This is a genomic window from Streptomyces sp. NPDC107550 (assembly GCF_055639095.1).
Window position 1 is genome coordinate 325,696 of the sequence record NZ_JBVKBC010000003.1, and the last position, 16,511, is coordinate 342,206.

The 16,511-nt window shown below is 71.2% G+C and carries 10 protein-coding genes; 4 read left to right on the plus strand and 6 right to left on the minus strand.

What is annotated here, in order from left to right:
• Positions 1-53 precede the first annotated feature (53 nt).
• Entirely contained in the window at positions 54-3,014 is a 2,961-nt protein-coding gene (fxsT, locus tag ACZ7LY_RS06545) for an FxSxx-COOH system tetratricopeptide repeat protein (RefSeq protein ID WP_471623394.1), read from the plus strand.
• A 99-nt stretch (positions 3,015-3,113) separates the two neighbouring features.
• On the opposite strand, the gene ACZ7LY_RS06550 is transcribed toward fxsT, so the two are convergent.
• The 4 genes from ACZ7LY_RS06550 to ACZ7LY_RS06565 all read right to left on the minus strand — a co-directional run bounded on the left by ACZ7LY_RS06550 (position 3,114) and on the right by ACZ7LY_RS06565 (position 9,824).
• On the minus strand, positions 3,114-6,920 hold the full coding sequence (locus ACZ7LY_RS06550) for a multifunctional oxoglutarate decarboxylase/oxoglutarate dehydrogenase thiamine pyrophosphate-binding subunit/dihydrolipoyllysine-residue succinyltransferase subunit (RefSeq protein ID WP_471623395.1): 3,807 nt from the start codon (positions 6,918-6,920) through the stop codon (positions 3,114-3,116).
• Positions 6,921-7,160: 240 nt separating this feature from the next.
• The gene (locus ACZ7LY_RS06555; protein ID WP_471623396.1) at positions 7,161-8,303 is read right to left on the minus strand and encodes a sensor histidine kinase; all 1,143 of its coding nucleotides are present in this window, start codon (positions 8,301-8,303) and stop codon (positions 7,161-7,163) included.
• Positions 8,300-9,037 carry a response regulator transcription factor gene (locus ACZ7LY_RS06560; protein ID WP_471623397.1) on the minus strand — a complete coding sequence of 246 codons (738 nt, stop codon included), beginning with the start codon at positions 9,035-9,037 and terminating at the stop codon, positions 8,300-8,302. Before ACZ7LY_RS06560 ends, ACZ7LY_RS06555 begins: the two co-directional genes overlap by 4 nt.
• A 94-nt stretch (positions 9,038-9,131) precedes the next feature.
• On the minus strand, positions 9,132-9,824 hold the full coding sequence (locus ACZ7LY_RS06565) for a spermidine synthase family protein (RefSeq protein WP_471623398.1): 693 nt from the start codon (positions 9,822-9,824) through the stop codon (positions 9,132-9,134).
• 314 nt (positions 9,825-10,138) lie between these two features.
• On the opposite strand from ACZ7LY_RS06565, the gene ACZ7LY_RS06570 reads away from it, so the two are divergent.
• The gene (locus tag ACZ7LY_RS06570; protein ID WP_471623399.1) at positions 10,139-10,897 is read left to right on the plus strand and encodes a rhomboid-like protein; all 759 of its coding nucleotides are present in this window, start codon (positions 10,139-10,141) and stop codon (positions 10,895-10,897) included.
• Between the two features lie 500 nt (positions 10,898-11,397).
• Here ACZ7LY_RS06570 and ACZ7LY_RS06575 read toward each other — a convergent pair whose 3' ends face one another.
• Entirely contained in the window at positions 11,398-12,084 is a 687-nt protein-coding gene (locus ACZ7LY_RS06575) for a GNAT family N-acetyltransferase (protein WP_471623400.1), read from the minus strand.
• 191 nt (positions 12,085-12,275) lie between these two features.
• On the opposite strand from ACZ7LY_RS06575, the gene lon reads away from it, so the two are divergent.
• Complete coding sequence (gene lon, locus ACZ7LY_RS06580) at positions 12,276-14,690, plus strand: endopeptidase La (protein WP_471623401.1); 2,415 nt, start codon at positions 12,276-12,278, stop codon at positions 14,688-14,690.
• Between the two features lie 97 nt (positions 14,691-14,787).
• Here lon and ACZ7LY_RS06585 read toward each other — a convergent pair whose 3' ends face one another.
• Complete coding sequence (locus ACZ7LY_RS06585) at positions 14,788-15,636, minus strand: lysozyme (protein ID WP_471623402.1); 849 nt, start codon at positions 15,634-15,636, stop codon at positions 14,788-14,790.
• A 358-nt stretch (positions 15,637-15,994) separates the two neighbouring features.
• Here ACZ7LY_RS06585 and ACZ7LY_RS06590 point away from each other — a divergent pair, with 358 nt between their 5' ends.
• Positions 15,995-16,498: a MarR family winged helix-turn-helix transcriptional regulator gene (locus ACZ7LY_RS06590; protein WP_471623509.1), complete on the plus strand. Its 504-nt coding sequence runs from the start codon at positions 15,995-15,997 to the stop codon at positions 16,496-16,498.
• Positions 16,499-16,511: the final 13 nt, after the last annotated feature.

Sequence of the window (16,511 nt, forward strand, 5' to 3'; positions counted from 1 at the left end):
CTCGCAGGACAGCTCGCTCACAGAACAGAGCGTCAGGACAGGGAGACGGTCGCATGGCCGAGTTCATCACCATCAGTCACGCGGGTTCCAGCCGCCCCTGGGCCGCGTGGATCGCGCACCAGCTCGAACAGCAGGGCATCTCCACCGCCATGCTGCGCTGGGACCCCGCGATGGAGACCTCGCTGGTCGACGCCCTCACCGGGCTGCTCGAAGCGCCCGGCCGCATCCTGCTCGTCCTCGACGACTGGTACTTCGGCCTCGGCCCGCGCCCGATGACCGAATGGGCCGAGGCCCTGCGCGCCGTCATGGCCGACCACGCCGACCGCTTCGTCGCCGTCAACGTCGCCACCGGCGCCCTGCCCGCCGCCTCCGCCGCCCTCGCCCCCGTCAGCCTCCTCGGCCTCGACGCCCGCGAGGCCGGCCGCCGCCTGCTGCGCCGTATCGGCGTCGAGCGGCCCCGCCCCGCCGACGACGGCGAGGAAGGCCCCCGGTTCCCCAACGACGACCAGGCGCAGTGGAACGTACCGCCGCGCAACGAGCGGTTCACCGGCCGCGACGAGATCCTGGAGAAGATCCACTCCGTCTTCGCCGACAGCGCCGAGGGCGAACGCTGCGTCCTGCGCGGCATCTCCGGCGTCGGCAAGACCCAGATCGCCCGCGAGTACGCGTACCGCTTCCGCAACGAGTACGACATCGTCTGGCAGATCAACTCCGGCTACCCCGGCACCGCCCGCGAGCAGCTCGCCGAACTCGCCACCCGCCTCGAACTGCCCGCAGGACGCGAGACCGGTGACCGCATCCGCGCCGTCCAGGGCACCCTGCGCAACGGCCGCCCGCACCGCAACTGGCTGCTGATCTTCGACGGCGCCGACAACGTCGAAGGCATCGAGAACCTGCTGCCCGACGGCCCAGGGCACGTCCTGATCACCACGCTCACCCGGGACTGGGCCGCGTTCAGCCGCACCCGCGAGATCGAGGTCCACTCCTTCACCCGGCGCGAGAGCGTCGCCTTCGCCCTCCGGCGCGCGCCCCGGCTCACGCCCGGGCAGGCCGACGCGCTCGCCGAAGCCGTCCAGGACCTCCCGCTCCTCGTCAACCAGACAGCCGCCTGGCTCGCCATCAACGAGACGATGCCCGTCGAGACGTACATCGAGAGCATCCGCAGCGGCCGGCCCAACGAGTTCGGGCTCAGCTTCGCCGACGACGACTACAAGAAGAGCGTGTGGACGAGCTGGTCGCTCACCCAGAACATGCTCCGCGAGAAGCACCCCGACGCCGCTGAACTCCTCAAGCTGTTCGGCTTCTTCTCACCCGACGCGATCCCCGTCGGGCTCATCCAGGCTGCCCGCCCCGGCGACCTGCCCGCCTACCTCGAATCGCTCGCCACCGACCCCATCGGCTGGCACAGCAACCTGCGCCGCCTCAACGAGGCGACCGCCGTCATGCGCATGGACTACCCGCTCGCCGACACCCGCCCCGACCAGGGCGTCGAGAGCGTCCAGATGCACCACCTGTACCACAGCTATCTGCGCACCGGCATGCCCGAGGCCGAGCGCGAACAGGCCTCCGCGGCCGCCTGCCGCGTCCTCGTCAGCGCCTCCCCGCGCAACCCCGACGACACCCGCCTGTGGGAGCGGTACGCGCAGATCATCCCGCACCTCGACCACGCGGGCGTCTTCGACAGCGCGGACCCCGACGTGCAGGGCCTGCTCCTGGACTGCATCGACTACCTGCGCGTACGGGGCGAGTACGCGGCCGGCCTCGAACTGATCCAGCGCGCCCTGCCCCGCTGGCAGCAGCGCCTGACCGCCACCGACCGCAACCTCCTGCGGCTCGACTACTACCACCAGATCATGCTCCGCCGCGTCGGCCGCTACCGCGAGGCCGAGGCCGCCGGACGCAACGCGGTCGCCGTCCTGGAGGAACACGCCCCCGCGAGCAACGACCTGCTCCTCGCCAAGCAGGGCCTCGGCGGCTCCCTGTGGGCCCTCGCCCAGTACGAGGAGGCCCGCGACCTCTTCCAGGAGGTCTGGGAGGCCTACCGCGGCCTGCTCGGCGACCAGCACCCGCGCACCCTCGACCAGCAGCACAACTACGCGGCCGTGCTCTCCCAGCTCGGCCACTACGAGGAGGCGCTCGCCATCGACCTCGCCGTCCTCCAGAGCCGTGAGCGCGTGCTCAAGTCCCGCCACCCGGCGACCCTGGAGAGCGGCACGGTCTGCGCGAGCCTCCTGCGCTGGCTCGGCCGCTACGCCGAAGCCCTCTCCCGGCAGGAGAAGAACGTCCGCGTCCACCGCCAGATCATGGACGCCCACCACCCCCAGACCCTGCGCGCCGAGCACAACCTCGCCCTGTGCCTGCGCCGCTCCGGCGACTACCAGGGCGCCGAGTCGCTGATGCAGAGCGTGCTCACCCGCTCCGAGCAGGTGCACGGGCCCAGCCACCCCGACACCCTCGCCGTGCTCGCCGACTACGCCACCCTCCAGCGCTCCCACGGCGACCCCGTACGCGCCAAGGAGCTGGCCGAGCGGGCGTCGGCCGGGCACTCCGCGCTGCTCGGCGACGGGCACCCGTTCTCCGCCGGTGTCCTCGGCAACCTGGCGCTCGTCCAGGCCGAGTCCGACGACCGCGACCAGTCCCTGCACACCTCCGAGCGGGCCCTGTCGAGGATGCGGGCCGCCGTCGGCGACCGCCACCCCTGGACGCTCGGCGTCGCCCTGAACACCTCGGGCGCCCGCGCGCTCGCCGGGGACGTCGAAGGCGCCGCCGAACTCAGCCTCGCCACCGCCGAGACCGCCGCCGACGTACTGGGCGTCCGGCACCCCCTCGCCCTGTCCGCCGGCGCCGCCCACGCCACCGACCTGCGGCTGCTGCGGCGCGGCAAGGAGGCCGGCGAGAAGGAGCAGGAGGTCATCCGGGGCCTCGCCGAGACCCTGGGCGACCAGCACCCGCACACGGTGAGCGTGCGGCGCCGGTTCCGCCCGTACTGGGACTTCGAGCCGCAGCCCGTCTGACCCGCGCGCCCGCCCCACCGCCGTGCGCGGGCGGGTACGCCGAAGGGCCCGGCACCCCCGAGGAGTGCCGGGCCCTTCGTCATGCCGGGGCCGTGAGGCTTATGCCTCGAAGACCTCGCGCACCAACTGCTCCTGCTCCGCCTGGTGGCGCTTGGCCGAGCCGACCGCGGGGGACGAGGAGTGCGGACGCGAGATGCGCCGCAGCCGCTCGCCGTGCGGGACGTCGGCGCCGACCGCCAGGTCCAGGTGGTCGATCAGGTTCAGCGCGATGAACGGCCACGCACCCTGGTTCGCCGGCTCCTCCTGCGCCCAGAGGTACTTCTCGGCGTTCGGGAACTTGGCGATCTCCGCCTGCAGTTCGGCGCCCGGCAGCGGGTACAGCCGCTCGACGCGGATGATCGCCGTGTCGGTCACGCCGTTCTTCTGGCGGGCCGCCTCCAGGTCGTAGTACAGCTTGCCCGCGACGAAGACGACCTTGCGGACCGCGTTCGGGTCGACGGACTCGTCGCCGATGACCGGGCGGAAGCCGCCCGTCGTGAACTCCTCCACCTTCGACGCGGCGGCCTTCAGGCGCAGCATCGACTTCGGGGTGAAGACCACCAGCGGCTTGTGGTGCGGGTTGTGCACCTGCCAGCGCAGGAGGTGGAAGTAGTTCGACGGGAGCGTCGGCATGGCGACCGTCATGTTGTTCTGCGCGCAGAGCTGGAGGAAGCGCTCGACGCGGGCCGAGGAGTGGTCCGGGCCCTGGCCCTCGTAGCCGTGCGGCAGCAGCAGCGTGACGCCGGAGGTCTGGCCCCACTTCTGCTCGGCGGCCGAGATGTACTCGTCGACGACGGACTGCGCGCCGTTGACGAAGTCGCCGAACTGGGCCTCCCACATCACGAGGGACTCGGGACGCGCCAGCGAGTAGCCGTACTCGAAGCCCATGACCGCGTACTCGGACAGCAGCGAGTCGTAGACGTTGTAGCGGGCCTGCTCGGGGGAGAGGTACAGCAGCGGCGTGTAGTCCTCGCCGGTCTCCCGGTCGATCAGCACCGCGTGGCGCTGGCCGAACGTGCCGCGCCGCGAGTCCTGGCCCGACAGCCGGACCGGGGTGCCCTCGAGGAGCAGCGAGCCGATGGCGAGGGTCTCGCCCATGCCCCAGTCGATCGTGCCGTCCTCGATCATCGAGGCGCGGCGCTGGAGCTGCGGCAGCAGACGCGGGTGGACGTGGAAGTGGTCCGGGATGTTGACCTGGGACTCCGCGATGCGCTTGACGACCTCCTGGGAGATCGCCGTCTGCACCGGCACGGGGAACTCGGCCTGCGGGTCGGGGACCTGCGCCTCGCCGGGGTGCGAGACGGCCTCGCGGACCTCGGTGAAGACCTTCTCCAGCTGCCCCTGGAAGTCCTGGAGCGCCTGCTCGGCCTCTTCGAGCGTGATGTCGCCGCGACCGATGAGGGACTCGGTGTACAGCTTGCGCACCGAGCGCTTCTTGTCGATCAGGTCGTACATCAGCGGCTGCGTGAACGCCGGGTTGTCCGACTCGTTGTGACCGCGGCGGCGGTAGCAGATGAGGTCGATCACCACGTCCTTGTTGAACGCCTGGCGGAACTCGAAGGCGAGGCGCGCGACACGCACCACGGCCTCCGGGTCGTCGCCGTTCACGTGGAAGATCGGGGCCTCGATCATGCGGGCCACGTCGGTGGCGTACATGGAGGAGCGCGAGGACTCGGGCGCCGCCGTGAAGCCGACCTGGTTGTTGATGACGATGTGGACCGTGCCGCCGGTGCGGTAGCCGCGCAGCTGCGACATGTTCAGCGTCTCGGCGACGACGCCCTGGCCCGCGAAGGCCGCGTCACCGTGCAGGGCGACGGGCAGGACCGTGAAGTCCGTACCGCCCTTGTTGATGATGTCCTGCTTGGCGCGGGTGATGCCCTCGATGACCGGGTCGACCGTCTCCAGGTGGGAGGGGTTCGCGGCCAGCGAGACCTTGATCTGCTCGCCGTCCAGGCCGGTGAAGGTGCCCTCGGCGCCGAGGTGGTACTTCACGTCGCCGGAGCCGTGCATCGACTTCGGGTCGAGGTTGCCCTCGAACTCGCGGAAGATCTGCGCGTACGACTTGCCGACGATGTTGGCCAGCACGTTGAGCCGGCCGCGGTGGGCCATGCCGATGACGACCTCGTCGAGGCGGGCCTCGGCGGCGGAGTCGATGACCGCGTCGAGCAGCGGGATGACGGACTCGCCGCCCTCCAGGGAGAACCGCTTCTGGCCGACGTACTTGGTCTGCAGGAAGGTCTCGAACGCCTCGGCCGCGTTGAGCCGGCGCAGGATGCGCAGCTGCTCCTCACGCTCCGGCTTGGAGTGCGGGCGCTCGACGCGGTCCTGGATCCACTTGCGCTGCTTGGGGTCCTGGATGTGCATGAACTCGATGCCGACGGTGCGGACGTACGAGTCGCGCAGCACCCCGAGGATGTCGCGCAGCTTCATCATGGACTTGCCGGCGAAGCCGCCGACCGCGAACTCGCGCTCCAGGTCCCACAGAGTGAGCCCGTGCTCGTTGATGTCGAGGTCGGGGTGCTTGCGCTGGCGGTACTCCAGCGGGTCGGTGTCGGCCATGACGTGGCCGCGGACCCGGTAGGAGTGGATCAGCTCGAAGACGCGGGCGGCCTTCGTGACGTCGTCGTCGTGGCTCGCGTCGATGTCCTTGAGCCAGCGGACCGGCTCGTAGGGGATGCGCAGGGCCTTGAAGATCTCGTCGTAGAACTCGTTCTCGCCGAGCAGCAGGTTCGCCACGATGCGCAGGAACTCGCCGGAGGCGGCGCCCTGGATGACGCGGTGGTCGTAGGTCGACGTGAGCGTCATGACCTTCGAGATGCCCAGCTTGTTCAGCGTGTCCTGGGAGGTGCCCTGGAACTCCGCCGGGTAGTCCATCGAGCCGACGCCCATGATGACCGACTGGCCGGGCATCAGACGCGGCACGGAGTGGACGGTGCCGAGGCCGCCGGGGTTGGTCAGGGAGACCGTGACCCCGGAGAAGTCGTCCATCGTCAGCTTGCCGTCGCGGGCGCGGCGGACGATGTCCTCGTACGCCTGCCAGAACTCGAAGAAGTTGAGCGTCTCGGCCTTCTTGATGCCGGCGACGACGAGCTGGCGGTCGCCGTTCGGCTTCACGAGGTCGATGGCCAGACCGAAGTTGACGTGGTCCGGCTTGACCAGGGTCGGCTTGCCGTCCTTCTCCGCGAAGGAGTGGTTCATCGACGGCATGGCCTTGATGGCCTGCACCATCGCGTACCCGATGAGGTGCGTGAAGGAGATCTTCCCGCCGCGGGCGCGCTTGAGGTGGTTGTTGATGACGATGCGGTTGTCGAACAGCAGCTTCACCGGGACGGCGCGCACCGACGTGGCGGTGGGGACCTCGATGGAGGCGTTCATGTTCTTCGCGACGGCGGCGGCGGGACCGCGCAGCGTCACGAACTCGGGGCCGGCAGGGGCCTCGGTCGTCACGGGTTCAGCCTTCTTCGGTGCGGGAGTGGCAGGTGCGGCGGCCGGCTTCGGCGCGGCGGGCGCGGCCGGGGACGCGGAAGCGGGCGCGGCGGCAGCCTGTGCGGGAGCTGCGGCAGCGGGCTTCGCGGCCGGGGCGGCCTGCGCGGGAGTGGTCTGTTCCGTCCGCTCCGGGGCGGGGGACGCGGGCTTCGGCGCCGACGAGGCGGTCGGCGCGGCCCCCGCGGCCGCGGCACCGGGCTTGTAGTCGGCGAAGAAGTCCCACCAGGCGCGGTCGACCGAATTCGGGTCCTGGAGGTACTGCTGATAGATCTCGTCGACGAGCCACTCGTTGGGGCCGAAGGCGGCAGCAGGGTTTTTGCCCTGCCCGGCTTGGTCGGTCTCGGTGGAGATGCTCGAGTTACTGGGGGACTGTGGCGACACGGCGTGAACCGCCCTCTTCCGCTTCTCACAAGGTGATGGACAGCGGGAATAAAGGCTACGCCTCCCCGGCGGTCGCGTGCAGGCGGGGCAGGGCTTCCGTCACGTAAGTCACATCGGAAGTCGTGTTTCGGGCCGGGAAATGGCGGGAAACAACCGGGGTTTCGGTACGACCGGGTACGCGCCTGGCGTGCCCGGGTACGCCTCGGCGCGGCTTGACCTCTGCCTGACCGAAACCCTACGTCAACTTTGCGTTCGGGGCTCTCCCGGAAGAGTGACCTTGATCCTGCATCCGCGCGTCGATTCGGCCACGCCGATCCGGCCGCCGTGCAGCTCCACGGCCCAGCGCGCGATGGCGAGGCCGAGGCCGGTGCCGCCGTCGCCGCCGGAGCCCTGTGCCGCGTTCCCCGCGTCCCCGCGGTTGAACCGCTCGAAGACGCGGTGCCACTCCGACTTCGGGATGCCCGGCCCCTCGTCCAGCACTTCGAGGTCCAGCGACTCCGGATAGGGGCCGCGCCGGGCCCGTACGGTGACGCGGCCGTGCGGCGGCGAGTGCTTGACGGCGTTGTCGATGAGATTCGCCACGACCTGGTGGATGCGCTCCGGGTCGGCGTGCGCGGTCAGCTCCGGCGGCGAGACGTCGAGGTGCAGATGAACGTCCGTACGGGTGTGGGTGCCGGAGCCCGAGGCGAGCCCCGCGCGCTGCGAGACGGCCATGTTGGCCTCCTTGAGCACGCCCGAGAGATACGGCCAGACCTCGAAGCGGCGGGCCTTGAGCGGCACCACGCCGTTGTCCAGACGGGACAGGTCGAGCAGGGTCTCCACCAGCCGGCCGAGCCGCTCGGTCTGCTTGAGCGCGGTCCGCATGGTCTCGGGATCGGCGCTCATCACGCCGTCCACGACGTTCTCCAGGACCGCCCGCAGGCCCGCGATGGGGGTGCGCAGCTCGTGCGAGACATTCGCCACGAGCTCCTTGCGCTGCTGGTCCTGCGCGGCCAGCTCGTCCGCCATGCGGTTGATGGTGACGGCGAGGTCGCCCAGCTCGTCGCGGCGGTCGGCGCCACTGACGCGCCGCGTGTAGTCGCCGTGGGAGATGGAGCGCGCGACCGTGTTCATCTCGTCCAGCGGCGCGGTCAGGGAGTGCGCCACGAACTGCGTGATCAGCAGCGTGGCGATGATCGAGAAGACCGTGATGAAGCGCAGCTCGGTCGCCGTGTACATCGCCACCATGAGCAGACCCGTGGTGATGAACACCGAGACGACGACGAGCGTGCCGAGCTTCGCCTTGATCGAGAACGGACGCAGTCCGCCGGTCGCCCAGTACGGGTGCAGCGGTCTTCCCGGCGCGCGGGGAGCCGACTGCGGTGTCCGGTCTCCGGCGCTCACGGGGTCGGCGTCTCCAGCGCGTAGCCCACGCCGTGCACGGTGCGGATGCGCTCCGCGCCGATCTTCCGGCGCAGCGCCTTGATGTGGCTGTCGACGGTCCTGGTGCCCGAGGCGTCGGCCCAGTCCCACACCTCGGCGAGCAGCTGCTCACGGGAGAGGACGGCGCGCGGCGTGTTCGCCAGGCAGACCAGCAGGTCGAACTCGGTCGGCGTCAGATGCACGTCCTCGCTGCGCACCCGGACGCGGCGCTGCGCGTGGTCGATCTCCAGTTCGCCCAGGCGCAAAATGCCGCTGCGGGGCGTGGCGGCGGCCAGCGCGGCCCGCTCGACCCGGCGCAGCAGCACGTGCACGCGCGCGGCCAGCTCCCGCATGGAGAACGGCTTGGTCATGTAGTCGTCCGCGCCGACCCCGAGCCCGACGAGCATGTCCGTCTCGTCGTCGCGCGCGGTGAGCATGAGGACCGGCACCGGGCGCGCGGCCTGCACGCGGCGGCAGACCTCCAGGCCGTCGAAGCCGGGCAGCATGATGTCGAGGATCAGCAGGTCGGGCTGCCATGCCTCGGCCGTGTCGACCGCCGCCGGGCCGTCCGTCGCGGTTTGCACCAGGAATCCCTCGGCCCGCAGCCGGGCGGCGATGGCCTCCACGATCGTGGGGTCGTCCTCGACGACCAGGACCCGCCGCTGGGCGCCCGGGGTCGCCGTGCTGCCGTTGTGGGAGGTGTGTGTCTGCTCCATCGCCCCGCCCCTGAATGCGCGCCGTCGTGACGCGCTTGACGCTTGAATGATCTGGGTTTCGGACGTCAGCGTACGGGGAGTTACCGCCGGTCGGCTACGCGGGCCGTACTGCGAGGTGCACCACGTCGGGTACGCCTCGGACAACCGGGATCTCTTGCGTACGGACCGCCCGGAATCCGGCATTCCGCAAGGTTCCTTCGAAATTTGCTGACGGCTGTGCGGACCATACCGCCAGCACACCGCCGGGTCGCAGGCGTGCCGCACAGGCCGCGAGACCGGCCGGTGAGTACAGCCCGCCGTTGCCCTCCGTGACCGTCCACTCCGGTCCGTTGTCGATGTCCAGACACAGCGCGTCGAACATGCGTCCGCTCTCCTGTACGTACGTCACGAGGTCCGCCTCGACGATCTCCGTACGCGGGTCGGCGACCGCCTCGGCGGACAGCTCCCGCAGCGTGCCCGCCAGATGCCAGTCGATGATCGCGCGCTCCCGCTCGACGACCGTGATGGGCCCCCAGCGCGGGTCCGCGGCGGCGTGCGCGAGGGAGAACCCGACGCCGAGCCCGCCCACCAGCACGGCCGGCCGCTCCGCGCGCGGGCCGAGCGCGTCGAGCGCCGCGTCCATCAGTAGCCGCTCGGAACGGCCGTCGGAGGTGTCCATCAGGAACGTGCCGTTGGCGATGATCTGGAGGAGGGCGCCATGGCGGCGCAGGACCACTTCCCCGTGCGGGCCGGTGCGGCGGTCGAGGACGACGGGGCGGTCTTCTTCGGTGGCGTTCGGCGTGGTCATGCGGGCCATTTTGGCAGCGGGCCGCCCGCCGGAACCGGGGTTTCGCCGGTCGCGTACGGGGTGGGAGCGGGCCTTCGGCGGGCACGATACGGAAGGCGTGTGAGACGGTGGCGGACGCCGCCGGGGGCTCAGAGGTTGCTGTGGATCGCGTCTCACGTGGCGATGGTCATAGACAGCGCGGGGCAGGAGGGCGAAGGGTGGGCGCGATGCGGACGAAAGAGGTGCCACGCGTGGAACGAGGTGTGACGGGCGACACCGACGCCGCCTCCGTGCCTGCCGTGCCTGCTGTGCCTGCCGCGTCTGTCGTGCCTTCCGTGTCCTCCGCGTCCGCTCCCGCCGCCGCCCTGCTCGATGGCATCCCCGCGCAGCCCTCGCTCCCCGTACGGGAGCCGGTCGCCGCGGCGGAGGCCGTCGCCGGCGTAGCACCGGACTGCGCGCCCCCCGAGCACCGGTCGTCGCGCCCGCGCGCGTGGCTGCCGCTGCCGACGCCGCTCGGCACGCCCTTCACCTTCCTCTACGCGCTCGTGCTCATCGGCACGTCCCTGTTCACGGAGTTCGGCGATCCGCGCACCGTGTCGGCCGTGCTGCACGCGTCCAGCACCGATGTCGCCCATCTGGTGCGGGCGCCGCTGATCGTTCTCGGCGCGAGCGCGCTGTGGATCGCGGGCGGGATCACGTCCCCGTTCGTCATCGCCTTCGTCGTCGTGCTGACGGGGCTCGAACGGCGTATCGGGGGGCTGCGGACCGCGGCGGTCTTCCTGCTCGGGCATGTCCTCGCCACCCTCGCCACGGAGGTGCCCGTGGGGCTGTCCGTCATGGCGGGGCAGTTGCCGGACAGCTCCCTGCACCGGCTCGACTACGGGATCAGTTTCGGGGTCGCGGCGAGTGTGGGGGCGCTGGCGGGGTTGCTCACGCCGTGGTTGCGGTGGGTCGTGCTCGGGGTGTTCGGGGCGATGCTCTTCGAAGACCTGCTGGCCTTCACCGACCCCATGACGAACTGGGGGCATCTGCTGGCGCTGGCCATCGGGGTGGCGACGTGGCCCTTGATCCGCCGACGCTCTCCGAGGGGCTAGCCACGACTGAGGGAACCTTTCAGCGGGCGCCAGCTGAAGTCACCGTTCTGCGCAGTTCCCCGCGCCCCTGTCGGGGCACACCTCGTGCGTGATCACCTGCGGCCCGGTGGGGGCTGGTCGCGCAGTTCCCCGCGCCCCTTCGGGGCACGACCGTGCGTTGTTTTCTGCGGGTGGGTGGGGCTTCTCGCGCAGTTCCCCGCGCCCCTGAAGCATGCACTTCGTGCAGCTTCCCCTTGGGGGGAGCAGGGCTTCGCCCCAGCTTCCCAGTGGGGGCGGGCGACGAAGTCGCCCCTCCCGCTGCCCCAGGGGGAGGTGGCGACGCAGTCGCCCCTCCAGGGGCGCGGGGAACTGCGCGCCCAGCCACGACGAGAGTCGAGGACGAAAATCTACGGGCGGTCCCACTCACCCAGGGGCGCGGGGAACTGCGCGGCCAGCCACGACGAGAGTCGAGGACGAAAGACCACGGGCAGGCCCACTCACCTAGGGGCGCGGGGAGCTGATCAACCCCGGGTGACCCCGAACCCGCCCACGAAGCGCGCATTGGTCAGCGGCGCCACCACCCCCCACCCCAGCGCCTCATAAAGCAACCGCCCCTCAGGCGTACACGCAAGAACCCCGGACACGCACCCCCGCTCCCACGCCCCCGCGTGCAACGTCCGCATGACCACCGCCCCCAGCCCCCGCCGCCGATGCCCCCGCGCCGTCTCGATCTGATCGACCACCGCACTCGCCCCGACCACCGCCACCTGCCCCCGCGCCGCGAACGACCCCTCCGCGTCGGTGACGAGCACCCGCGTCACGCCACCCCGGGTCCAGACCCGCAGCCCGTACCCCGCGGGAACCTCCGGCACCGGCCCGGGCCCGAGCCGGGTCCGCATCAGGTAGTCGCCGCTCCCGAAGGGCTCCCACCCCGCCCCGAGCCACGGCACGACCCGCTCCGGCTCGGCGAACACCTTGAGCTGCGTCGTCAGCGCCCGCGTCGCCCCCGCCACCGCCCGCACGTCCTCCTCGCGTACATCGTCCCCGACCGCCCCGACGACGTGCCGTCCGACGTGCTGCTCCAGGCCGACCTGGATCGTGTAGCCCCAGGGTTCGACCCGCGGGGGAGCGGCCCCGCGGGAGAGGACCCACCCGTCGACCCAGTCCCGTACGAGCGTGGCGCCCGAAAAGCGCAGGTCATTCAGCATCCGTACCCCTCCCCGGCCATCTCTCCGTAATAGGTGAAATTGCATCGCGTCCCTTACGTGAGTCGACAGTAGTGGGCGGGGTCGGCGTCGCCACAGGGGTGATCGCTCAGAGCGAACAGGGGTTCAGGAACATTCGGGGGCGCCCGAGCATTGAGTCCACATAGCTCAACTTGACTGCCGAAGGGGAGATCATGGCTTCGACGTCCACACCGCTCACCCTGCCCGTGCTGCCGCTCGACGACGAGGTCGTGCTGCCCGGCATGGTGGTCCCGCTGGACCTGAACGACGCGGACGTCCGCGCCGCGGTGGAGGCCGCGCAGGCCGCCGCCCGCACCACCACCAGCAAGCCGAAGGTGCTGCTTGTTCCGCGCATCGACGGCACTTACGCCAACACCGGCGTGCTCGGCACCGTCGAGCAGGTCGGCCGCCTCGCCGACGGCGACCCCGGCGCGCTCATCAGGGGCGTGGGCCGGGTCCGTATCGGCGCGGGCACCACCGGCCCCGGCGCCGCCCTGTGGGTCGAGGGCACCACGGTCGAGGAGACCGTGCCCGAGCCGCTGCCCGGGGCCGTGACCGAGCTGGTCAAGGAGTACAAGGCCCTCGCCACGAACTGGCTGAAGAAGCGCGGCGCCTGGCAGGTCGTGGACCGCGTGCAGGCCATCGACACCGTCTCCGCGCTCGCCGACAACTCCGGCTACTCGCCGTTCCTCACCACCGCCCAGAAGGTCGAGCTCCTGGAGACCGCCGACCCGGTCGCCCGCCTCAAGCTCGCCACCGCCCAGCTCCGCGAGCACCTCGCCGAGCAGGACGTCGCCGAGAGCATCGCCAAGGACGTGCAGGAAGGCGTCGACAAGCAGCAGCGCGAGTTCCTCCTGCGCCGCCAGCTCGAAGCCGTACGCAAGGAGCTGCGCGAGCTGAACGGCGAGCAGGAGGGCGAGGAGTCCGACGACTACCGCGCCCGCGTCGAGGCCGCCGACCTGCCCGAGAAGGTCCGCGAGGCCGCCCTCAAGGAGGTCGACAAGCTGGAGCGGGCCAGCGACCAGTCCCCCGAGGGCTCCTGGATCCGCACCTGGCTCGACACCGTCCTGGAGCTGCCGTGGAGCGAGCGGACCGAGGACGCGTACGACATCCGCGGCGCCCGCGAGGTCCTCGACGCCGAGCACTTCGGCCTGGACGACGTGAAGGAGCGCATCACCGAGTACCTGGCCGTGCGCAAGCGCCGCGAGGACCGCGGCCTCGGCGTGGTCGGCGGCCGCCGCGGCGGCGCCGTGCTCGCCCTGGTCGGCCCCCCTGGCGTCGGCAAGACCTCGCTCGGCGAGAGTGTGGCGCACGCGATGGGCCGCAAGTTCGTCCGCGTCGCCCTCGGCGGCGTGCGCGACGAGGCCGAGATCCGCGGCCACCGCCGTACGTACGTCGGTGCCCTGCCCGGCCGTATCGTGCGGGCGATCAAGGAGGCCGGGTCGATGAACCCGGTGGTCCTGCTCGACGAGATCGACAAGGTCGGCTCCGACTTCCGGGGCGACCCGGCCGCCGCCCTCCTCGAAGTCCTCGACCCCGCGCAGAACCACACGTTCCGCGACCACTACCTGGAGGTCGAACTCGACCTGAGCGACGTCGTCTTCCTCGCCACGGCCAACGTCCTGGAGTCCATCCCCGAGGCGCTGCTCGACCGCATGGAGCTGGTCCGCCTCGACGGCTACACCGAGGACGAGAAGATCGTCATCGCCCGCGACCACCTGGTCCCACGCCAGCTGGACCGCGCGGGGCTCGACAAGGACGAGGTCGTCATCGGCGACGACGCCCTGCGCAAGCTGGCCGGCGAGTACACCCGCGAGGCCGGCGTGCGCAACCTGGAGCGGTCCGTCACCCGCGTCCTGCGCAAGGTCGCGGCCCAGCACGAACTGGGCGAGCGGGAACTGCCGTTCACCGTCACCGCCGACGATCTGCGTCCGCTGATCGGGCGCCCGCACCACGTCCCCGAGTCCGCGCAGGAGCCCGCCGAGCGGCGCACCTCCGTACCGGGCGTGGCGACCGGTCTCGCGGTCACCGGCGCGGGCGGCGACGTGCTGTACGTCGAGGCGTCGCTCGCCGACCCCGAGACGGGCGCGGCGGGGCTGACCCTGACCGGTCAGCTCGGTGACGTGATGAAGGAGTCCGCGCAGATCGCGCTCTCCTTCCTGCGCTCGCACGGCGCGGAGCTGGAGCTGCCCGTCGCGGACCTGAAGGAGCGCGGCGTGCACATCCACTTCCCGGCCGGCGCGGTCCCCAAGGACGGACCGAGCGCGGGCGTGACCATGACGACGGCCCTCGCCTCGCTGCTCAGCGGGCGGCTGGTCCGCACCGACGTGGCGATGACCGGCGAGGTGTCGCTGACCGGGCGCGTGCTGCCCATCGGCGGCGTCAAGCAGAAGCTGCTCGCCGCGCACCGGGCCGGCATCACGACCGTGATCATCCCCAAGCGCAACGAGCCGGATCTCGACGAAGTCCCCGCCGAGGTCCTCGACAAGCTCGACGTGCACCCGGTCTCGGACGTGCGCCAGGTCCTGGAGCTGGCCCTGACCCCGGCCGAGGCGGGCGCCGAGCGGGAGCTGCCGGTCGCCGCCTGACGCCGGCGCCCCCGCTCCCGTACGGGAACGGAAGGGGACGGGTGAGGGCCCGGTCCGCGAGTCGCGGACCGGGCCCTCGGCGCGTACGGGAGACGGATCAGCCGTTGGCGAGTGCCTGGACGCGGTCGAGCGCGCCGTTGAACTTGTCATGGTCGCCGACCGTCGGGCCGGACGAGGTGTACTGCCACATCGTGTAGAAGCCCCAGCCGGCCGGCAGGGTGCCGACGTCGGAGGCGTAGCGGGCGATCCACAGCGGGTTGTTCACCGCGAAGCCGCCGTAGTTGCCGGTGCACTGCGTCCACCAGCTCGTCGCCGTGTAGATGACGGCGTCGCGGCCGGTGCGCGCCTTGTACTGGTTCAGGAAGTCCCGGATCCAGGTCACCATCGCGCTCTGCGTCTTGCCGTAGCAGGCGTCGCCGTACGGGTTCCACTCGATGTCGAGCGCGCCCGGCAGCGTCTTGCCGTCGCGGGACCAGCCGCCGCCGTGGTCCACGAAGTAGTTGGCCTGGGTGGCGCCGCTCGTGGTGTCCGGGGTGGCGAAGTGGTACGAGCCGCGGATCATGCCCACGTTGTACGAGCCGTTGTACTGCTGGGCGAAGTACGGGTTCGTGTAGTACGTGCCCTCGGTGGCCTTGACGTAGGCCCACTTGACGCCGCTGCTCCACAGGGTGGGCCAGGCGACGTTGCCCTGGTGGCCGCTGACGTCGACGCCCTCGGTCTGCACGGCGCGGGTCATGGGCGGCTTGCCGGTGTCACCGTCGTGGGCGGCGACGCCGATGCCCATGTACGCCTCACCGCGCGCCGGGACGTCGGCCGCCTGGGCGGTGCCCGGCAGGGAGAGGAAGAGGGAGAACGCCGCGAGCAGAGCGCCCGCCGCGCCGGCGCGGGTGCGGCCGAAGCGGCGGCGGGGGGAGGAGCTGGGGGAGCTGGGTCTGTGCACGGGCATGGGATGCCTCCGGAGGCCTCGTGGGGGATCAGCGTGCTGATCGGGGACCTGTGCTGGGATGACCTGTGCGGTACGACCTGTGCTTGTACGGCGGTGCTGTACGGCCGGTGCGGTACGACCTGTGCTTGTACCGCGTGTGCGGTACGGCCTGTGCCGTGTGGCATGTCCCGGCGATGGGGCGCTGCAATGAACATGCCAGGACTGACGCTACGCATGTAGACCCGAGCGTGGGAAGAGGGTCTGGATGCTGCCGTTGGTCTACTCCTGCGAAATACTGGCGGAGCTGCGCAGATGGCGGCGATTGGCGAAAACTTTCAGATTCGGGAAACCCGGGGAAACTCAAGCCATGGGTGCTGACGTGCACGAAGACGGGAACAGCGCGCGGCGGAATGCGGAATTCGATACGAAATCCGCTGCCGTGCCGGCTGGTGTGGACCACGAATTCCTGGCGCTGGAGCGGGAGTTGACCGTCTTCCTGCGCCGCGCCCGGGCCTCCTCCGGCGAGATGGCCCGCGAGGTCCACCCCGACCTGGAACCGGCCGCGTACGGGCTGCTCGCCCGCCTGGAGGACTGCGGCGCGCAGCGCGCCACCGAACTCGCCGGGTACGTCGGCGTCGGCAAGGCCACCATGAGCCGGCAGCTGCGCGCCCTGGAGGACCTCGGGTTCGTCGCCCGCGAGCCCGACCCGGCCGACGGGCGTGCCTGGCTCATCTCGCTCACCGCGCGCGGGCAGAGCCACTTCCGCCGCGTGCGCGACGCGCGCCGGATGCGGTACGTGCGCCAGCTCGCCGACTGGGACCGCGCCGAGGTCGCGGAACTGGCGCGACTGCTCCACCAGTTGAACGAATCCGCCGAGGGCTGAGCCGGCCGGCCAC

What these genes read in the sequence shown, in the direction of transcription:
- fxsT (WP_471623394.1), top strand. Translation starts at nt 54, where the DNA reads ATGGCCGAGTTCATCACCATCAGTCACGCGGGTTCCAGCCGCCCCTGG.
- ACZ7LY_RS06560 (WP_471623397.1), bottom strand. Translation starts at nt 9,037, where the DNA reads ATGGAGCAGACACACACCTCCCACAACGGCAGCACGGCGACCCCGGGC.
- ACZ7LY_RS06565 (WP_471623398.1), bottom strand. Translation starts at nt 9,824, where the DNA reads ATGACCACGCCGAACGCCACCGAAGAAGACCGCCCCGTCGTCCTCGAC.
- ACZ7LY_RS06575 (WP_471623400.1), bottom strand. Translation starts at nt 12,084, where the DNA reads ATGCTGAATGACCTGCGCTTTTCGGGCGCCACGCTCGTACGGGACTGG.
- lon (WP_471623401.1), top strand. Translation starts at nt 12,276, where the DNA reads ATGGCTTCGACGTCCACACCGCTCACCCTGCCCGTGCTGCCGCTCGAC.
- ACZ7LY_RS06585 (WP_471623402.1), bottom strand. Translation starts at nt 15,636, where the DNA reads ATGCCCGTGCACAGACCCAGCTCCCCCAGCTCCTCCCCCCGCCGCCGC.